At 70.8% G+C, this 16,172-nt stretch carries 9 protein-coding genes; 1 reads left to right on the top strand and 8 read right to left on the bottom strand.

Translation table 11 applies throughout. The features are described from left to right. The first annotated feature begins 217 nt into the window (after positions 1–217). Positions 218–1,906 carry a B12-binding domain-containing radical SAM protein gene (locus Pla163_RS04860; protein ID WP_145184424.1) on the top strand — a complete coding sequence of 563 codons (1,689 nt, stop codon included), beginning with the start codon at positions 218–220 and terminating at the stop codon, positions 1,904–1,906. Positions 1,907–2,012: 106 nt separating this feature from the next. Here Pla163_RS04860 and Pla163_RS04855 read toward each other — a convergent pair whose 3' ends face one another. From Pla163_RS04855 to Pla163_RS04820, 8 genes are all read right to left on the bottom strand, one after another. Continuing rightward, positions 2,013–4,028 carry a hypothetical protein gene (locus tag Pla163_RS04855; protein WP_145184421.1) on the bottom strand — a complete coding sequence of 672 codons (2,016 nt, stop codon included), beginning with the start codon at positions 4,026–4,028 and terminating at the stop codon, positions 2,013–2,015. 210 nt (positions 4,029–4,238) lie between these two features. Further along, the gene (scpB, locus tag Pla163_RS04850; RefSeq protein ID WP_145184418.1) at positions 4,239–5,162 is read right to left on the bottom strand and encodes an SMC-Scp complex subunit ScpB; all 924 of its coding nucleotides are present in this window, start codon (positions 5,160–5,162) and stop codon (positions 4,239–4,241) included. A 219-nt stretch (positions 5,163–5,381) separates the two neighbouring features. Beyond that, the gene (locus Pla163_RS04845) at positions 5,382–6,413 is read right to left on the bottom strand and encodes a peptidylprolyl isomerase (RefSeq protein ID WP_145184415.1); all 1,032 of its coding nucleotides are present in this window, start codon (positions 6,411–6,413) and stop codon (positions 5,382–5,384) included. Positions 6,414–6,427: 14 nt separating this feature from the next. Beyond that, positions 6,428–8,020, bottom strand: coding sequence for a hypothetical protein (locus tag Pla163_RS04840; protein ID WP_145184412.1), 1,593 nt, complete (start codon positions 8,018–8,020; stop codon positions 6,428–6,430). Positions 8,021–8,033: 13 nt separating this feature from the next. Then, entirely contained in the window at positions 8,034–8,582 is a 549-nt protein-coding gene (locus tag Pla163_RS04835; RefSeq protein WP_145184409.1) for a type IV pilus modification PilV family protein, read from the bottom strand. Next, positions 8,579–9,712, bottom strand: a complete 1,134-nt coding sequence (locus tag Pla163_RS04830; RefSeq protein WP_145184406.1) for a PulJ/GspJ family protein — start codon at positions 9,710–9,712, stop codon at positions 8,579–8,581. Before Pla163_RS04830 ends, Pla163_RS04835 begins: the two co-directional genes overlap by 4 nt. Next, on the bottom strand, positions 9,709–15,108 hold the full coding sequence (locus tag Pla163_RS04825; RefSeq protein ID WP_145184403.1) for a general secretion pathway protein GspK: 5,400 nt from the start codon (positions 15,106–15,108) through the stop codon (positions 9,709–9,711). Before Pla163_RS04825 ends, Pla163_RS04830 begins: the two co-directional genes overlap by 4 nt. 11 nt (positions 15,109–15,119) lie before the next feature. Further along, complete coding sequence (locus Pla163_RS04820) at positions 15,120–16,160, bottom strand: LamG-like jellyroll fold domain-containing protein (protein WP_145192360.1); 1,041 nt, start codon at positions 16,158–16,160, stop codon at positions 15,120–15,122. Positions 16,161–16,172 lie beyond the last annotated feature (12 nt).

Here is a 16,172-nt window from a genome sequence, read left to right as displayed (position 1 = left end):
GCCGCACACGGGTCGTAGTGGGACGTGTACGATTGGTCATGTCGTTCCGCGGGACCCCCCTGTGGAGCGGCAGGTTCCGGCCACCACCAACGGCCGGATCCCTTGCGCGGCCGCCCCCCCATCGGCGGCCGTCCCCACGCTCGCACTGCCCATGCGCGAGTAGGAACCACCCATCGGCCCACGCACCGCAGCGAGCGGTGCGCGCCCCGTCCGAACCATGATCCAGGCCAAACGGCGGATCGTCCTGTACCAACCGCAACAGGTCGACGCCTCCCTCGGGACCCTCTCGTCCGGCGACATGCTGCCGCTCGAGATGCTGCAGATCGCCGCGTGGCCGGACGCGGAGGGCTACGAAGTCGTCATCATCGACGGCTCGCTCTACGACCAGGACACGGCCCACCGGATGGTCGTCGAGGCCTGCGAGGGCGCCATGCTCTACGGCGTCACCGGTATCCTCGGCTTCATGGTCAAGGACGGTGCGCAGTGCAGCGCCCGCGTCCGCGCCGCCCACCCGAACATCAAGATCGTCGCGGGCGGTTGGTTCGCCTCCGTGCGGCCCGACCTGTTCCTCGCGACGGGTGTCTACGACGGTGTCGTGCGCGGCCAGGGCGAGATCGCCTTCCGCGACATCGTGCAGGCCACCGCCGCGGGTGAACCTTGGGACGACATCGGGAGCCTCGCCCTCTGGCGCGACGGCCAGGTGATCGAGAACCCGAAGAACCCCGTCGTCGGTTGGGACAAGCTGCCCGACGCGGCGTGGCACCTGCTCGATGTCGAGCCCTACCGCGAGCGCCAGATGCGCGCCGACAGCCACCGCCACGTGCTGCGGATGCCGACGCCGCCGGCGATGGGCTCGCGGAAGCCGTACTTCGGCATCACATTCTTCTCGAGCTTCGGCTGCCCGGAACCCTGCAAGTTCTGCTGTTCGCCGTTCGTGACCAGCCGCCGCTGGAAGGCCATGCCGGCCGAGCGGATGCTGGACCAGCTCCAGATGCTGAAGGAGCGCTGGAACTACGACGTGGTCCGCTTCCACGACGCCAACTTCGGCGTGATGGAGAAGCGCGTGAAGGAGTTCGCGCAGGGGCTGATCGACCGCAAACTCTCGATCTGGTGGAACTCGTTCATCGAGACCAACTCGATCCTGCTGTACAAGCCCGAGACGCTCGACCTGATGGCGGCGTCCGGCATGCACCTGGCCGAGATCGGCGCCGAGACCGGCACCGACGAATTCATGAAGGCGCAGATCGGCAAGCCGATCAAGGGCGACGACAACGTGCGCGCGACCTACGAGATGGACCGCCGCGGCATCGAGTGCTCGGTGACGTACATCATCGGCTACCCGAAGGAAGAGCCGGACAACATGCTCGCGACGCTCGAGCAGGCGCGCGAGGCCCAGGCCGCTGCGCCGCGCTCGTCCGTGACCGTCTGGCCCTACCGCCCCATCCCGGGCACGGAGATGTGGGACCAAGCGATCGAGCTGGGTTTCGAAGCGCCGCAGGAACTCGAGGAATGGGGCAGCCTCGGCGAGTACCACCTCCACGAGACCTGGCCGGGGCGCATCCCGCCCCACGTGGCCCAGGTGCGCAAGCTGTACTGCCACTACCAGACGCTGGCGCGCGGCCTCGTTCGTGCGAAGGACGGCCTGTGGGAGAAACTCGCGCGCTGGCGACTGCGCTCGGGCAACTACGCCATGGGCCGCCTCGAGACGAAGGCGTTCGCGCTGTGGCTCAAGCTGCACCGCCTCCTGTCGCCGCGCACCGAGGAGATCTCGCGCTCCTGGGTCGATCCTGGACACAAGACGGGCACGGGCGAGAACGCTGCGGCCAAGGGCATCGACCAGTCCGAGGTGATCTCGGAAGCGACCGCTGGCCGCGCGCGCGAGACCGTCGAGTCGGGACCGAAGTAGAGCCCGGCGCGGGGCAGCTCGGCCGCTGGAACGAAGCAGGCCCGGATCCGCGCGGATCCGGGCCTGCTCTCGTCGAGGTCGTCCGCCGGCTCGGCAGCTCGCGCGCTCAGCCCTCGGAGTCGGTCGCGCCGGCGGCCTCGCGCTCGAGCTCTTCCGCCGCCTGGCGCTCCATCTCGGCCTTCTGGTCCTCGGACAGGAGCCACAGGTCGTAGCGCTCGCGCAGAGCGATCTCGGAGAACGGTCCGCTCTCGTAGTACGCCATCAGCGCGTCCCGTTGGGCGGTGCCGCGGGCCTGGGCGAAGTCGCGGGGCCGGATGCGCGCGAAGTCCATCTCGCGCGAACCGGCGGAACGCACCAGGTACAGCGCGTCGATCTCGCCGAAGGGCTGGAGGACGGGCGACACCTCACCGGCTTCGAGCGCCATGAGCTGCGCGTTCGAACGGATGAGCGAGTGGACCGGATCGTTCCAGTTCGGGTCGTCGGCCTCGGTGGCGCGGACGTCGAGCCAGTCGCGCACGCCGACCTCGAAACCGGCGGCGGTGGCGGCGGCCTCGAACTCGGCCGCGTCCACGGTCGTCGCGGTCTGGGGCTCGGCCTCGTCGCCGGCCTCGTCGCTCGCGAGCAGTTCCGTGCGCAGCGACTCGAGCGCTTCGCGGGCCAGGTCGATGCGGCGCTCCTCGAAGTACGGCTCGAGCAGTTCGTCGCGCAGTTCGGCGACCGGCGGCAGGAACGGCTCGACGCGCTCGGTGAGGCGCACGATCGTCAGGCCGGTGGTGCCGACCACGACGCCGGGGCTGAGCTGACCGACTTCGGTCAGGCTCGAGATGCGGCCGGCGACCATGTTGTTCGACAGTCCGCCGAGCTCGCGCCATCCCTTCAGGTCGAGCGGCTCGTCGACGCGCACGAAGTCCAGACCCAGCTCGGCCGCCTCGGCCTCCAGATCGACCTCGACGGACGGGTCGGCCACGCGCACCGAGAGTTCGGCGTACCAGTCGCGCAGCGCGGCGAAAGCACGGGCGTCGCGGCGCGCGCGATCGATGACCTCTTCGAACGTCCAGTAGGTGTCGAAGTCCTCGTCGGTCGCGTCCGCGCCCTCTTCCGGCTGCGGGCGCTGGTAGATGACGAAGTAGTAGTTCGTGTAGAAGGCCTTGGCTTCGGCGTCGGCGTCCCAGTCGGCGGGACGCGGGTAGCGCTCCTCGAGCAGCGACGGCTCGCGGGGCGAGTCGGGGTCGACGATCAGACCCACCAGGTCACCGCGGAACGTCGCGGGCGTGCGGTACTGGGTCTGTTCGAACGCGCTGAGATCGTCGAGGAACGCCTGGAGCTCGTCGTCGGTGGGCTCCACCGCGCGCGCCGCTTCGGCGAAGTCGGCCAGGTTCGCCTTGGCCCACTCGAACTTGTACTCCTCGTGGACGGCGTGCCAGGACTCTTCGATGTCCGCGCGCTCGGGAACGGTCGCGGCCATCGCACCCAGTTCGACGTAGCGCCGGATCCGCAGGAGGCGCCGCAGCGTGTCCTCGAAGCCCTTCACGCCGCCGATGTTCGGGTACTGACGCAGCTGGGCGGTGTAGCGAGCGGAGCCGCCGAAGACGCGGTCGGCGATGACGCGGACGACCTCGACGAGCTCGTCGTCGCTGACCGCGATGCCGGCCGCCAGGGCCTGCTGGTCGGCCATGACGAGGCGCACGATGTCGGACTCCTCGAGGCGGTCCGGCTTGTTGAAGAAGCCCAGCTGAGGCAGCGCGCCCAGGGCGGTGGCGCCACCGAAGTCGAACGTGGTCTCGAACCGCGCGCGCGCGTCCTGGAACTCCGACCGCGTCATCTGGTGCGGACCGTCGACGGGGTCCGTCCAGGTCACCGCGACGGGGTTCTCCGCGCCGCCACCCTGGCCCGCGGTGGGCGGCAGGATGAAGATGACCGTCAGGAAGACCAGCAGGAGGATCATGAACGCGTACGTGAGCGGGCTCTTGCCCTTCGGCGTCTTCAGATCGTCCTCGAGGAAGTCCTTCTCGGACGGCTCGGCGTACTCGAGCTCCCCGTCCATCGCCTTGCCCTTGGCATGGGCGTCGGACTTCGGGGTGCGGGCGGGGCTGGACGTGTGCTTGCGCGACTTGCTCGACATCGGGAGCGGACGGGTCGTGGATCCGGGGATCCACCGCGCGAAAGGACCGAAAGTGGCGTGCGCGGCGGGGACCTTGGGGCGGAAGAGTGTAGCGCCGCCCGAGCCCGGGAGCACGCGCGGCGGCCCTCCCACGCGAACGGCCCGCACGCCTGGGCGTGCGGGCCGTCGGTGGTGCGAGTGCGGCGCCGGTCGGAGCGCCGGGCGCGGCGCTCAGTCGCGGGCCAGTTCGCCGTCGCGGGGCAGGTCGCCGAGGGTCGTCAGACCGAAGCGGTCGAGGAAGTCCTGGGTGGTTCCGTACAGGAGCGGCGAGCCCGGTTGATCGGCGCGGCCGGTGACCTTGACCAGGCCGCGGTCGACCAGGGTGCGCAGCATCGGACCGGCCTGGACGCCGCGGATGGCCTCGATCTCGGCTTTCGTGACCGGTTGGCGGTAGGCGATGATCGAGAGGGTCTCGAGGCCCGCCGGGCTGATCTTCTCGGAGCGGCGGGTCGAGTCCAGGCGCTGGACGACCTCGGCCATGGCGGGGTCGGTGAACAGGCGCCAGCCGCCGGCGAGCTCGCGCACGACGAAGGGCAGTCCCGCGGCTTCGAAGCGCTCACCCAGCGATGCGAGCACCGCGACGACGGTCTTGGGCCGCGCGCCACCCAGAAGTTCGCCGAGCCGGCGCGGCGAGAGGGCCTCGGGCGAGGCGAACAACAGGGCCGCCGCGGAGCGCACGGCCTCCTCGTGGTCGAACTCGACCCCGTCGTCCAGGCTCTCGTCGTCGCCGTCGTCGTCACTGGTTTCGGACGCGCTGGCGTCGCCGACTTCGGCGCTCGCGGCGGCCGCGGCGTCCTCGCCGCTCGAGTCGCTGTCGTCCTCGCCGGCGCCGTCCACGTCGGGGCCGCTCTCCTCGGGCGCACCGCAGAGGATGGCGACGAGTTCCGGATCGAGCGCGGGCTCCTGGGTGGGCGGCAACCAGCGCTCGCCCATGACCTCGGTGCGCACGCCGTCGAGCTCGGCCACGGCGACGCCGCCGGAGGACTCGAAGCCGTTCGGCTCGAAGCCGTGCTGCACATCGAGGACCTCGAGCCCCGCGTCGCGGGCGTGGTCCGAGGCCAGGGCGTCGTGGGGAGCGTTGGATTCGTGCTGCATGGGAGCGTGGTCGGTCACCGTTCGCGTGCCGCGGTGAGCGGGCACCCGTCGATGGTCCCCAAGGATCGCGGCGTTCGCGCGTGGCGGTCAAGGATCGCGCCGTGCAGCCTGTGCAGCGGCGGGAATCGAGCACGCGAGCGCGAACGCACCACGAACGCGTTCGCTCGCACGTTCGCACCCCCGTGGACGACTCGGCTCGACGTCGCCGCGACTCGCGCGTCAGCGCAGGTCTTCGTCGAGCAGCCCCGAGATCGGGCTCAGATCGACGGGCGTGCGGCGTTCGGCCGCGACCTGCCACTGCAGGAACTCCTCGTCGCTGACCTGCGACTGGACGAGCGACGCGTCCACCGCGTCCCCCACCTCGGCCCACGAACCCGTGCGCGGTGCGCGCAACTCTTCGACGACGAACAGCAGTTGGACCCCGCGTTCGGGGTCGATCTCGACCGGCCCACCCAGTTCACCGATCTTCGTGCGGAAGGCCAGCCGTCCGAGTCGCGAGCGCTCGCTGCGCACCACGTAGGACACGAGTCCGCCGTTCGCCGCGGTCGGATCGAGACTGAGTTCGCGCGCCACGTCGGCGAAGTCGTCACCAGCTTCGTGACGCCGGCGCACCTCGGCGACGCGCTCGGCCCCGACGACGACGATGCGCACGCGAGCGGTCTCCTGGGACAGCGTCCAGGCGCGGACGACCCGCTCGGCCAGGAGCTCGCGGCGCGCTTCGGTCACCAGGCGGCGGCGGAACGCGCGCGGTTCGACGCCGAGTTCGTCGCGCAGGAAGTCGTTCAAGGACCCGCCCTCGAGCTGGGCCGTGAAGTCGTCCTCGTAGAGCCGCGCGCGGGCGTCGACCTCGGACTGCGCGATGGCGAGGCCGAGGCGTTCGGCGTCGATCTCGGCCAGGCGTTCACCGACCAGCAGATTGAGGTGGTAGTTGAGCAGCGCCGCATCGCGTTGGCGCAGGCTCGCGAGCACTTCGCTGGTGCGGACGGCGCGCCCGCCGACGATGGCGAGTTCGGGGTCCGTCGTCTCGGGCAACGCGTCGCGCGCGGCCACCGGTCGATCGGCCTCGAGTTGGACGCCGGTCTCGAGCGGCGGCGCGGGCGGGCGGTCGAAGCTCGCGCGCACGGGCTCGTCCGTGCTGGCACAGCTCGCACCGACGAGCGTCAGCGCGAGGACGGCGAGCGCTCGCCCCGTGAACGCGAACGCACGCGACGGCGCGCCGACCCGTGCCGACGCGCCGCCTCGAAGCGACACCGGTTCGGCGGTGCTCAACGGAACTTGACCCGCCGCTTGACGCCGACGCCACCGCACGCGGGATCGGGGATCAGGCGGCGCTGGGTTCCGCCGCCCGCGCCGGTACCGATGACCTCGAGGTAGCCGGTGCCGCCGCACTCGGAGTGCGGTTCGACGGTGGCGCGCAGGAACTCGAGGTCGCCGCTGAACTCCGCGTAGTAGGAAGTCAGCCACTGGGACCTGCCGGACACGTTCCACGACAGCCAGAACTCCGCGGGATCGACGGCCGCCTGGCCGGTGCTCGCACCACCGCTCTGACGACGGCGGCTCTCGAGGTACCCCTCGAGTCGATCCTGCAGCTCCTTGCGCTGCTGGTCGAGCGCGCTGAGCGGCGCCCCCGACTCGTCCTCGTCGTCGTCCGCGGGCTTGGCCGTCGCGCGCTCCTTGCCGAGCAGGAACGTGCCCGCCCCGAACGTCGCGCCGCGGGTCCGCGACCGCTCGCGCCGCGCGAACAGGTCGCGCACGTCGGCCGGCGACGCTTCGGGCCACAGCTTCTGCACGTCCTCGGTGACGCGCGCGAGGATCACCTGCCCGAGTTGCTCCTCGGCGAAGGCCTGCGCCTGCTCGTAGGTCATGTCCTTGGCGGCGTCGCGGATGGCGCGGCTCAACCAGTAGAACCAACGGTCGCGCACGAGGCGCAGAACGTCCTTCTCACGGTCGGACTTCACGCGCTGATTCAAACTCGCCCACTCCTCGAGCAGCGGACTGGCCGGCCAGGTGCTCACGAACACGTCGAGTTGCAGCACGGCCTCCGGGAACTGTCCCTGCCGACGCAGACGGTCGATGTGGTCCAACGCGTCGACCTGCGACTGGGCCTCGGCGCGGCGTTCGGCCAGACCGAGTTGCGTCTCGATCTGGGGGTCGTCGGCCCCGAGCGCGAGTGCCGCCTCGTAGTGCTCGACCGCCTTGACGAAGTCCAGGATGCGCTCGCAGTAGATCGCCAGCTCGAGGTTCGCATCGATCGCGGTCTGCCCGCTCCCGAGCAGGTCGAGCGCCAGGTCGCCGCGCTGCTTCTCGTAGAGCTCCTGCCGCGAGTAGACGTCGCGCGCCGGAACGCGGGTCGCGGTGATCGTGCCGGACACGCGCGAACGCGGCAGCACCAACAGACCCGTCTCGGACTTGACGTGCAGCGTGTCGTCCGTCGCGAGCTCGATCACACCGATCAGTTCGGTGCCGTCGACGAGCGGGATCACCGAAGCGTCGACGGTCAGCTCCTCGAGCTCGATCTCGACATAGCCGTAGCGGCGCTTCAGCTCGAGCTCCTGGGTCGGATCGAGGAAGGACCATGGCAGGGTCGCGACGCCGCCGTTGTCGAGGCGCTCGACGACGAACTGCTCGGGCGAGTGGTCGGAGATCTGCGCCCACAGGACGCGGCCGTCGCGCAGGCGCAGCATCTCGAGCGCCGCGAACCGCGCGGTCGAACCGCCCGGAACGAGCGTGTTGGCCACGGCCTCCTCGGCTTCCTGCAGCGTATCCTGGGGTCCGGCCGAGAAGCGCGCCTCGGTCGGCTGGATGAACAGCAGACCGGCGAGGGCTGCGACGGGGAGGACGAAGTCTCGAGTCTTCATGGTGACGGAAGGGTCAGGAGCCGTTCGTCTCGGGGCCTTCGGACGCATCCGCGACCGGGGCCTTCGACGTGGCTTCGATGGGTTCGATCCCGTACAGGTCGCGGCGCAGACGTTCGCTGAGCGAGACGGCGCCGGGCAGGAGGGTCGAGTGTTCGAGGCCGCGGTCGCGGCCCTGTTCGCTCCAGTGGATCGTGATGTCGACCCGGTACAGGGGCGGAAGTCCGGGGCCGGGCGGTTGGGCCGCCAACTGGGCGTTGGCGCTGAACGAGAGGCGCTCGAAGCCGGGCACGGGAGCGCGGTCGACCCGCACGGGTTCGAGCACGTTGCCGTCCTCGTCCAGCGGGAACAGCCGTTCGGAAACGTCGGCGACGACGTACTCGAGCGCGGCCGCGGCCTCGGCCCGTTGGCGTGCGGAGACACCGAGCGCCGCGGCCGAGGTGAAGATGCTGATGATCGCCGCCATCCCCATCGCGAGGATGCCCATGGCGAGCACCACTTCGAGGATGGTCAGACCGGCGCGCGGCGCACGCGGCGCGCGCTTCGAAGGAACGAGGAGCTTCACGACCTCCAGTCCTCCCGGAAGAGCGGAATGCGCACCTCGCGTTCGAAGCGGCGGCCGTACTGCAGCGGCGTCCCGACGCGGTGCGGGCGCGGCGCGGTGCCGCGTTGGGCGCGCTCGATGCGCGTGCGCGTCCCGGGCTGCGAGATCTTGACCCACTCCTCCCCCATGAGGACGAGCGTACCGGCGGGGGGCAGGAGCTGGGGGTCGCGCACCACCATCTCGATCGCTTCCGGGGTCAGCGGCTCGGCCAGGGCGGCGCGGCGCTTCGCGTCGGACGGTCCTTCGACCTCGAGCACGAGGCGCACGCGGCGCGGGAACAGCGGCTCGCCGCGGTAGGTGCCCTGGCCCATGTAGGGCGCGTTGAACGGGTGCAGAGCGGTGTCGAGACGACCGCCGCCGTGCGCGTCCCAGGCGCGCGCGGCGTCCTGCGGCGTGGTGCCGACGCGCCAGCCGCGATCGAGACGGGTGCCGCGCCCCGCGCACAACAGCTCGACCCACAGGATCCCGTCGTGCACCGGTTCGGCCGAACCGGTCGGCGGGAAGCCGTTCAGGAAGAAGTCGTCGTCGAACGCGCTCGGCCTCGAGGCGTCGTCGAGCAGGCGTTCGCCGCGCCACAGCACGACGTCGCCCGGCGCGCCCGGCATGCCTTCGGCCAGTTCGCCGGTCTCGAGCAGGCCTTCGATCTCGCTCGGCAGCACGCAGTACACCACTTCGAGCAGGGGCAGCTCGCCGCCGCGCAGTCGCGCCGTCGTCGGGTCGTTCGGGTCGATCTCGCGCTGACCGAGTCGGTTCATGTCGGCGGCCGTCGCGCGGCGCACGAAGCGCAGGCGCGGCAGCGGACGCGTGGCGATCAGGTCGCCGTCGGTGTCGAAGATCTCCCAGTCGATCAACAGGTCCCCGCGTTCGCCGCCGGCCAGTTGGTCCAACTCGTCGAGGATCTGCGAGGACAGGGTCGAGTGCGTGCCGATCGCGTAGCGCTGGGCCTCGGCGCGCCCCCACACCCGCATCGTCGAGTCGAGCAACTGCACGACCATCAACGACAACAGCGCGAACAGCCCGAGCGCGAGCACGAGCTCGATCAGCGTCAGACCGCGGCGCGCCGCGTGCCCGGAGGTCCAGCGACCGATCACCGCTCCCTCCGCGCGATGACGCGTCCCGGTGCGAAGTACAGCGCACCGAACATCAGCAGCGAAGGCGTCTGCTTCCAACCGGTGGCCAGGCCTTCGACGGGATCGAAGGCACCGGACATGTACTCCACGAACACGCGCCACTCGGCGCGGTCGATCTGGCGTCCCTGCGCGATCGGACCTTGACTTGGATCGGCCTCGTAGAAGACCTCGAGCGCCGGTTCGTCGTTCGGATCGGCGTCCCAGGGCACGCTCTCGTCGGTGCGCTGCAGGACGCCGAGGCGCACGCTGCCGTCCGGCACCGCGTCCTGCTCGAAGAAGATCCCGGTCAGGAACGCGTCGGGCTGGGAGAGCTGCAGCGTCAGGTGGGCGAGCTCGGGCAGGTCGGCGCGCGCCGAGAAGCGATCGGCGTAGCGCACGGGGAAGCGGATCACCGCCGTGCCCGCCGGATGCTCGTCCGGCAGGGTGCCGAAACGACCGCGGAAGGCCGGCTGGCCCTGGAAGTCGTTCCGACCCGGCTGGGACGAGGTGCGCGGCATGCCGAGGACGTTGCCGTCCTTGTAGGTGTAGCCCACCAGTTCGTCGCCGACGAGCACCGTGCCCACGTCGCCGAAGTCGTCGGCTCCCGTGCGGTTCCCGCCGCCACTTCCGTCGAGCTGCAGGAACTCGTCGTCCACGCGCAGGTTCGCGGTCAGCGTGCTGACGGACACGTGCGAGAGGAACACCACCGACTCCCACTCCGCGTGGGCCGACGCGTCGGTGCCGAGCAGGCCGCGGCCGTTCTCGGCCAACTGGAACTCGTTCGTCGTCGTGTCGTAGCTCTGGTACGCGAGGATCTCGCGCCCGATGCGCAGGAGGCCGCCGTCCTCGGGCAGACGGTCGAGCACCGACTGGTTGCCGAAGCCGACGATGCCCCAGGCCGAGCGCATGCCGTTCTGCACGGCGAGCGTCGTCTGCTCGTCGTCGATCTCGGCCGCGAGGATCAGATCGAAACCCAGCGGCGGCGTGCGGAACGGCGCGAATTGTCCGGTGTGGAACTCGATCTCGTCCACCACCGCGTCGAGGCGTTCGCCACCGTCGAGGGACGCGCCGATGGAGAGACCCGCCGCGAGCCTCGGCGCCTCGCCGGAGGGGAACTTCGTGATGCGGTTGCGCTCGCGCATGTCGCCGTACGCGAGCGGGTTCGCGTCGGGCAGGTACGGCAGTCCAACCTGACGGTCGAAGGCGACCAGTTGGACCTGGGTCCAGTTCTCGATGCCGTAGATCGGCGTCAGACGGTCGCCGAGGTCCGTCGCGAGCAAGCCCGGCTCGGCCTGCCACGAGGTCGTCAGCTGGGTCGGGAAGTCGCCGACGTTGTCGTACTGGAACGTGATCGGTCGCCACGCGCGGTGCACGACCACGGCCTGACCGGGATCGCCGGGCAGGTCCGAGACGAGGAAGACCGGATCGCCGCGCCCCATCCATCCGCGATCGGTGCTCTGCAGGCGCGGGTCGGCGACGCGCACGACCGGCAGCACGTCGGTGCCGTCGGGGTGCGCGTGGCTGAACGTGTCGAGCACGCCGCGGAACTGGAGCGCGTCCGACATGGCGCTCGTGAACGGCAGGTCCTCGAGCTCGTCCTCGCCGATGCGCGGGTCCCAGTAGGACAGCGGCGGAGCACCGGGGACGGTCGCGGTGAACGGGCCGACGAGGGGCTCGGGCAGGCTCGCGCTCGCGGGCGTTCGTGCGGTGCTCGCACCGACGACGGGCAGTTGGGACGCGTCGTCCTCGACGAAGCCGAAGCCTCCCGGCACGCCGCCGCTCGCTCCGCCGCTCGCTCCACCTCCGGGCACGCCACCGCCCCCGCCACTTCCGCCGGGCGTGCTGACCTCGCCATCGAAGTCCTGCCCGCGGGTCAGCGCCGTGTAGAGCGAGATGAAGGCCGAAGGCGCCGCGCGCACGAACTCACCGTTCAGGATGAAGTCGTAGCGGAACCACTCCGTGTTCTCCGCGCGGTCGGTGCGCGTGAGCTGGGCGAAGCGCGCCGTCTCCTCGCCGTTCACGACGTCGGTCGGGTCGAAGTTCGCACCGTAGAGCGGCTCCGCCTCGAGGAAGTCGATCTGGTTCGCGCCACAGGGCAGCGAGATCGGCACGACGACGATCTGCGCCGCGAGACTCTCGTTGAACGCGTCGGGATCGGCCAGGCGCCCGCCGTACTCGATCAGGTACGCGCGCGGCACCCCGACCTCGCCGATGATGGGATAGGTCCCTTCCAGCGACGGGATCGAGTTCGCGTCGACGCTCCAGTCGAGGCCGGTCAACGACGTGGCGCGCACGCCGCCGTAGCGGATCACCTGCAGTCCGAACAGCGGCGTCCCGAAGGGCGTCTGCGGACCGTCGACGGTCTCGCCCGGGTTGCCACCCGTCGGCGGCACGACGAACGAGGTCAGTCGCTGCATCACGAGCGCGTAGCCGCCGCTGCGACTGAAGCCGCGCATGGCTTCGCTCGCGGTCTGGTTCGAGTCGCACGCCGCGAGTTCGAGCGTCTCGGGCGGCGTCTCGCCCGCGTCGAAACCCAGCCCGATCGGGATCTCGAACGGCCCGGCCACGCCGCCGCCGCGCACGGTGAAGCTGATCTCCTCGCCGCGCGTTCCGTCGACGCCGACGACGCGCGCCACCGAGAACGGACCGATGTCGCCGTCGAGGACACCGCCGCCGGGAGGGATCTCGCTGGAGAGCAGCGAGCTGTACCCCCACAGCTGGACCTGCGTCCCGACGGGATAGGTGCCGGGCTTGGTGACGATCGAGCGGTTCACGAGCTCGAGCGCGCCCTGGGCCGAGCGGTACTCGAACAGCTCGCGCGCGAGTCGCCCGCCGTAGCCCGCGAGTTCGCCGTTCAGCTGGTGCACGGCCTCGAAGCTGTTCGGGCCGCTCTTCACCGCCTCGACGACCTCGTTGCCGATCAGGAGCGTGCAGGTGTCCGGGAAGTCCTCGGTCGACTCGACGGGGATCGTCGTGTCGTCCGAGCCGATCGCGCCGGTCAGGAACGTGCGACCGCGAACGGCGACGGACGTGGCGGACTGCGGTCGGCCGAAGCCCATCCCGTCGAGCCGCAGGGAGATGCCGTCCGGCCGGTTCGAGTGCATGTCCACCTCGAGGTGGCTCCACAGACCCGGAACCAGCGGCGATCCGGCCAGCGGCAGGCGCAGGCGCGCGCGCTCCTCGAACTCGGTGTCCGGGTGGTCGCCGACCGCGTCGAGCACCTCGACGATCAACTCGCCGTTCTCGAAGAAGGCGCGGTAGCGGTCGTTGTCGGGGCTGCCCGTGCCGGAGTCGAACAGGTGTCCGCTCGTCGTGTCGGTGGGCTTGACCCACAGCGACAGACCCGACGGTTGGAACACGCCGTTGCCGTCGGCCCAGCCCACCTGACCGGTCTCGGGAGCGTAGTCGAGGACCTGCTGGCCGAGATCGTGTCCTTCGAGATCGCCGCGCGAACGATCGAAGTGCACGACGCGACCCTGGCGCGGCCCCGCTTCGTCCGCGCGCTCGGTCCACGGGCGCACGAACCCGTCCGGTTCGTCGCTCGGGAAGATCGAGCGGGAGACCGGTGCTTCACCGCTCTCGGCGTCGATCGAGATCGCGAGCTGCGAGATGGAACGCGGCGGCGGCGAACCACCGAAGCGCAGGTCGGGAACGCTGACGGCCGCGGGGCCGGAGAGCCAACCGGGCGCCGCGCGATCGAGTCGAAGTTCCTCCTCGAAGTCGCTCTGACTGGCCCAGGCGTGGAGCAGCTCGCCGGGGGGCGCCACGAACTCGATCTGCTCGCGCGCGACGGAGAAACGCTCCTTCAGGCCCTGGACGTTCAGGCTCGCGCGCAGGTCGATCGAGAACACGTCGCGCGACGTGAACGCGAGCGGCATCGTCGAGAACGAGAGGTCCGAGTCGTTCGCGTTGCGCGCGTTCTTGTAGATCGCGATCACGTCGTTCAGGTCGAGGAAGGGCGCGATGTCGGCCGCCGCGCCCTGCCGCGCCTGTTCGTTCGACTGCCCCGGTTCGGCCTTCACGATGCCACCGGCGGGCAGCAGGAGTCGCTCGAGGAAGTCCTCGAAGCCCTCGAACGGGCGCTGCTCGATGATCGTGTCGGAGAGGCGCTCGGCCTCGCCGCGCGTGACGCGATCGTTGCGCCCCAGGAGCGCCAGGTTCTCGAACAGCGCGACCAGGACGTCGCGGCTGGCCGTGTTCACGTTGACCGGACGGCGCGACAGCACCTGGACCTGGGCCTGGCGCGGCGCGTAGTCGTTGCGCACCGGCTCCTCGAGAACGATGAACCCGCCGCGCACGAAGCCGCGCACGATGCCGAGTTCCTCGTTGCCGTCCGCGCCGACGATGCGCACGGTCGAACCGGGCGAGAACCAACGGGCGTCGGACACGCGCAGGCGACAGCTCGCGCGCCCGACCAGCAGGTTCTCGACGCGCACCGGGCTCTGCCAGCGCCGACTCGCGGCCACGTCGCCGTACAGCGTCGCGGTCCGGTCGAGCACGATCGCCATCTCGCGCAGCGGGTCGTACGCCAGCTCCGGGGTCGCGACCTCGTTCTGCGCGCTCAGCGGCGTGCGCTGTTCCGGCAGGAGTCGGCGCAGCTCCTCCCCCAGCTCGCCGAAGCCCATCGCGCGCGCCGCGCGCATCCCGCGCGTCTGGCGCCACTGGGCGAAGACCATCGCCTCCATCCCGAAGACCGGCGTGCCCGCGCCGTGCGTGCTGGCGGGGCGCGGACCGCAGCCGCCTTCGTCCTCGTTGTAGAAGAGCGCGCGCGTCAGGTCCGTGAACGTTCCACCGCGGCGGGTGTCGTAGGCGATGAACTCGCCACCCACGTACAGGTAGCCGGCTTCGGGGAAGCGATCGCCACCGGAGAGGCGCAGCTCTTCGTCGTCCGACGCGAGCGGCTGGGTCAGGTAGCCCGACAGGCCCAGGAGGTTGGCGAGCACCGAAGGCGGACAGCTGGCGAGATCGATGCGACCGGCCAGGTCCTCGACCGCGTGGTCCCACATGACGCCCTGCTCGTCGAGCGAGTCGTACAGCAGTTCGTCGAGCGGCCACGTCCCCGACAGCTCGTCGAGCGAGTCGAAGTCGCGATCGGGGTCGAGCGACGGGTGCGTGCCCGCGAGCACGAGGCGCGCGTGCACCGCTGCGTCGTCGAGCGCGAGCTGGGTGCGCGTGCGATCGACCAGGCGGGACGACGCGTCGTCGACCGAACTGGCGAGCCACAGGAACGGAGCGCACAGCGCGAACAGCGCCATGAGCGCGAGGAGCACCACGATGAGCGCGACGCCGCGGCGCGCTTCGCCCTGGGCACGCCGAGTGCCGTGGTCGTGGCCGAGACCGTGGGCCGTGCGGCCGATCGAACCCGTGGGCGACTGCATCTCGTGGATCCTCATTGCACGACTCCTAGGCGCCCGACGAAGACCGGTTCGTCCGGTTCGCTGGGAAGGACCAGCTCGAGCGGCAGACCACCGTGGATCAACACGTCGAGACTGCCGTCGGCGTCGAACTGGATGCGACGCGGCAGCTCGGCCGGCCACTCCGCGTTCTGCGACAGGGGCAGCGGCTCGGAGACGTCGACGCCGCGCAGCACGAGCGAGTCGATCGCGCCGGGGAACGGCACGGGTTCGCCACCGAGCACGAGCGGCTCGTCGATGCGGGGCAACGGACCCTGCACGTCGACGACGCCGGACAGGAAACCGTCGACGAACAGCCGCAGCTGCGCGCCGTCGTAGGCCAGGGTCAGGCGGATCCAGCGGCCCGCCTCGAGCGTCCCGGGCGGCAGCTTCAGGTCGACGCGGCCGGCCTGGAGCTCGCGGCCCGTGGAGTCCGAGTAGAGCGGCACGACGAAGCCCAACAGGCCGCCGCCCTCCACGACCTCGAGACCACAGATGCGCGTGCGCTTGCCGAGGCGGAAGACCGTGCCGCCCGAGGTGCTGTCGAGCCGCACCACGAGATCGATCGAGAAGCCGTCGCGCACGTCGTAGGCCGACTTGGTCTCGAGCGCGATCTCGGCGCGCGCGTCGCGCTCGCGCCCGGAGAAGTGCAGGGCCCGACCGACGAAGCCGTCGTCGATCTGGGTCGCACCCTTGACGGGCGACGCGGTCAGGCCATCGGTGCCGCGTCCGTCGGGCGACTCGAAGTGCCAGGTCCCGAGCGTGCGCATGCGGCGCACGACCAGGCTGGTGCGCTGGGTCTCGGGGTCGGTGACGACGTCGACGGCGGCCGGGTGGCGTTCGGCCAGGGCCGACGCACGGGCGCTGCGCAGGGCGCCGCGCAGGGCCTCGGCGTCGGCGCCGCGACCCAGGTCCATCGTGGACAGCGCTCCGATGCCCAACCCGAACACGATGCCGATGACGGTCATCACCATCAGCAGCTCGAGCAGGGTCAGGCCGCGGCGCGAGGCGGCGGTTCGGAGCGCTTGGGTCCTCATCGTTCGGACGGC

Source organism: Rohdeia mirabilis (assembly GCA_007750655.1).
Taxonomy (GTDB): Bacteria; Planctomycetota; UBA1135; order UBA1135.
The sequence above is the reverse complement of the archived record's forward strand: the minus strand, read 5'-3'. Positions and strand labels throughout refer to the sequence as shown.

Bases quoted from the DNA above. Each gene is read 5' to 3' on its own strand.
- Pla163_RS04860 (WP_145184424.1), top strand. From the start codon at position 218: ATGATCCAGGCCAAACGGCGGATCGTCCTGTACCAACCGCAACAGGTC.
- Pla163_RS04855 (WP_145184421.1), bottom strand. From the start codon at position 4,028: ATGTCGAGCAAGTCGCGCAAGCACACGTCCAGCCCCGCCCGCACCCCG.
- scpB (WP_145184418.1), bottom strand. From the start codon at position 5,162: ATGCAGCACGAATCCAACGCTCCCCACGACGCCCTGGCCTCGGACCAC.
- Pla163_RS04840 (WP_145184412.1), bottom strand. From the start codon at position 8,020: ATGAAGACTCGAGACTTCGTCCTCCCCGTCGCAGCCCTCGCCGGTCTG.
- Pla163_RS04825 (WP_145184403.1), bottom strand. From the start codon at position 15,108: ATGCAGTCGCCCACGGGTTCGATCGGCCGCACGGCCCACGGTCTCGGC.
- Pla163_RS04820 (WP_145192360.1), bottom strand. From the start codon at position 16,160: ATGAGGACCCAAGCGCTCCGAACCGCCGCCTCGCGCCGCGGCCTGACC.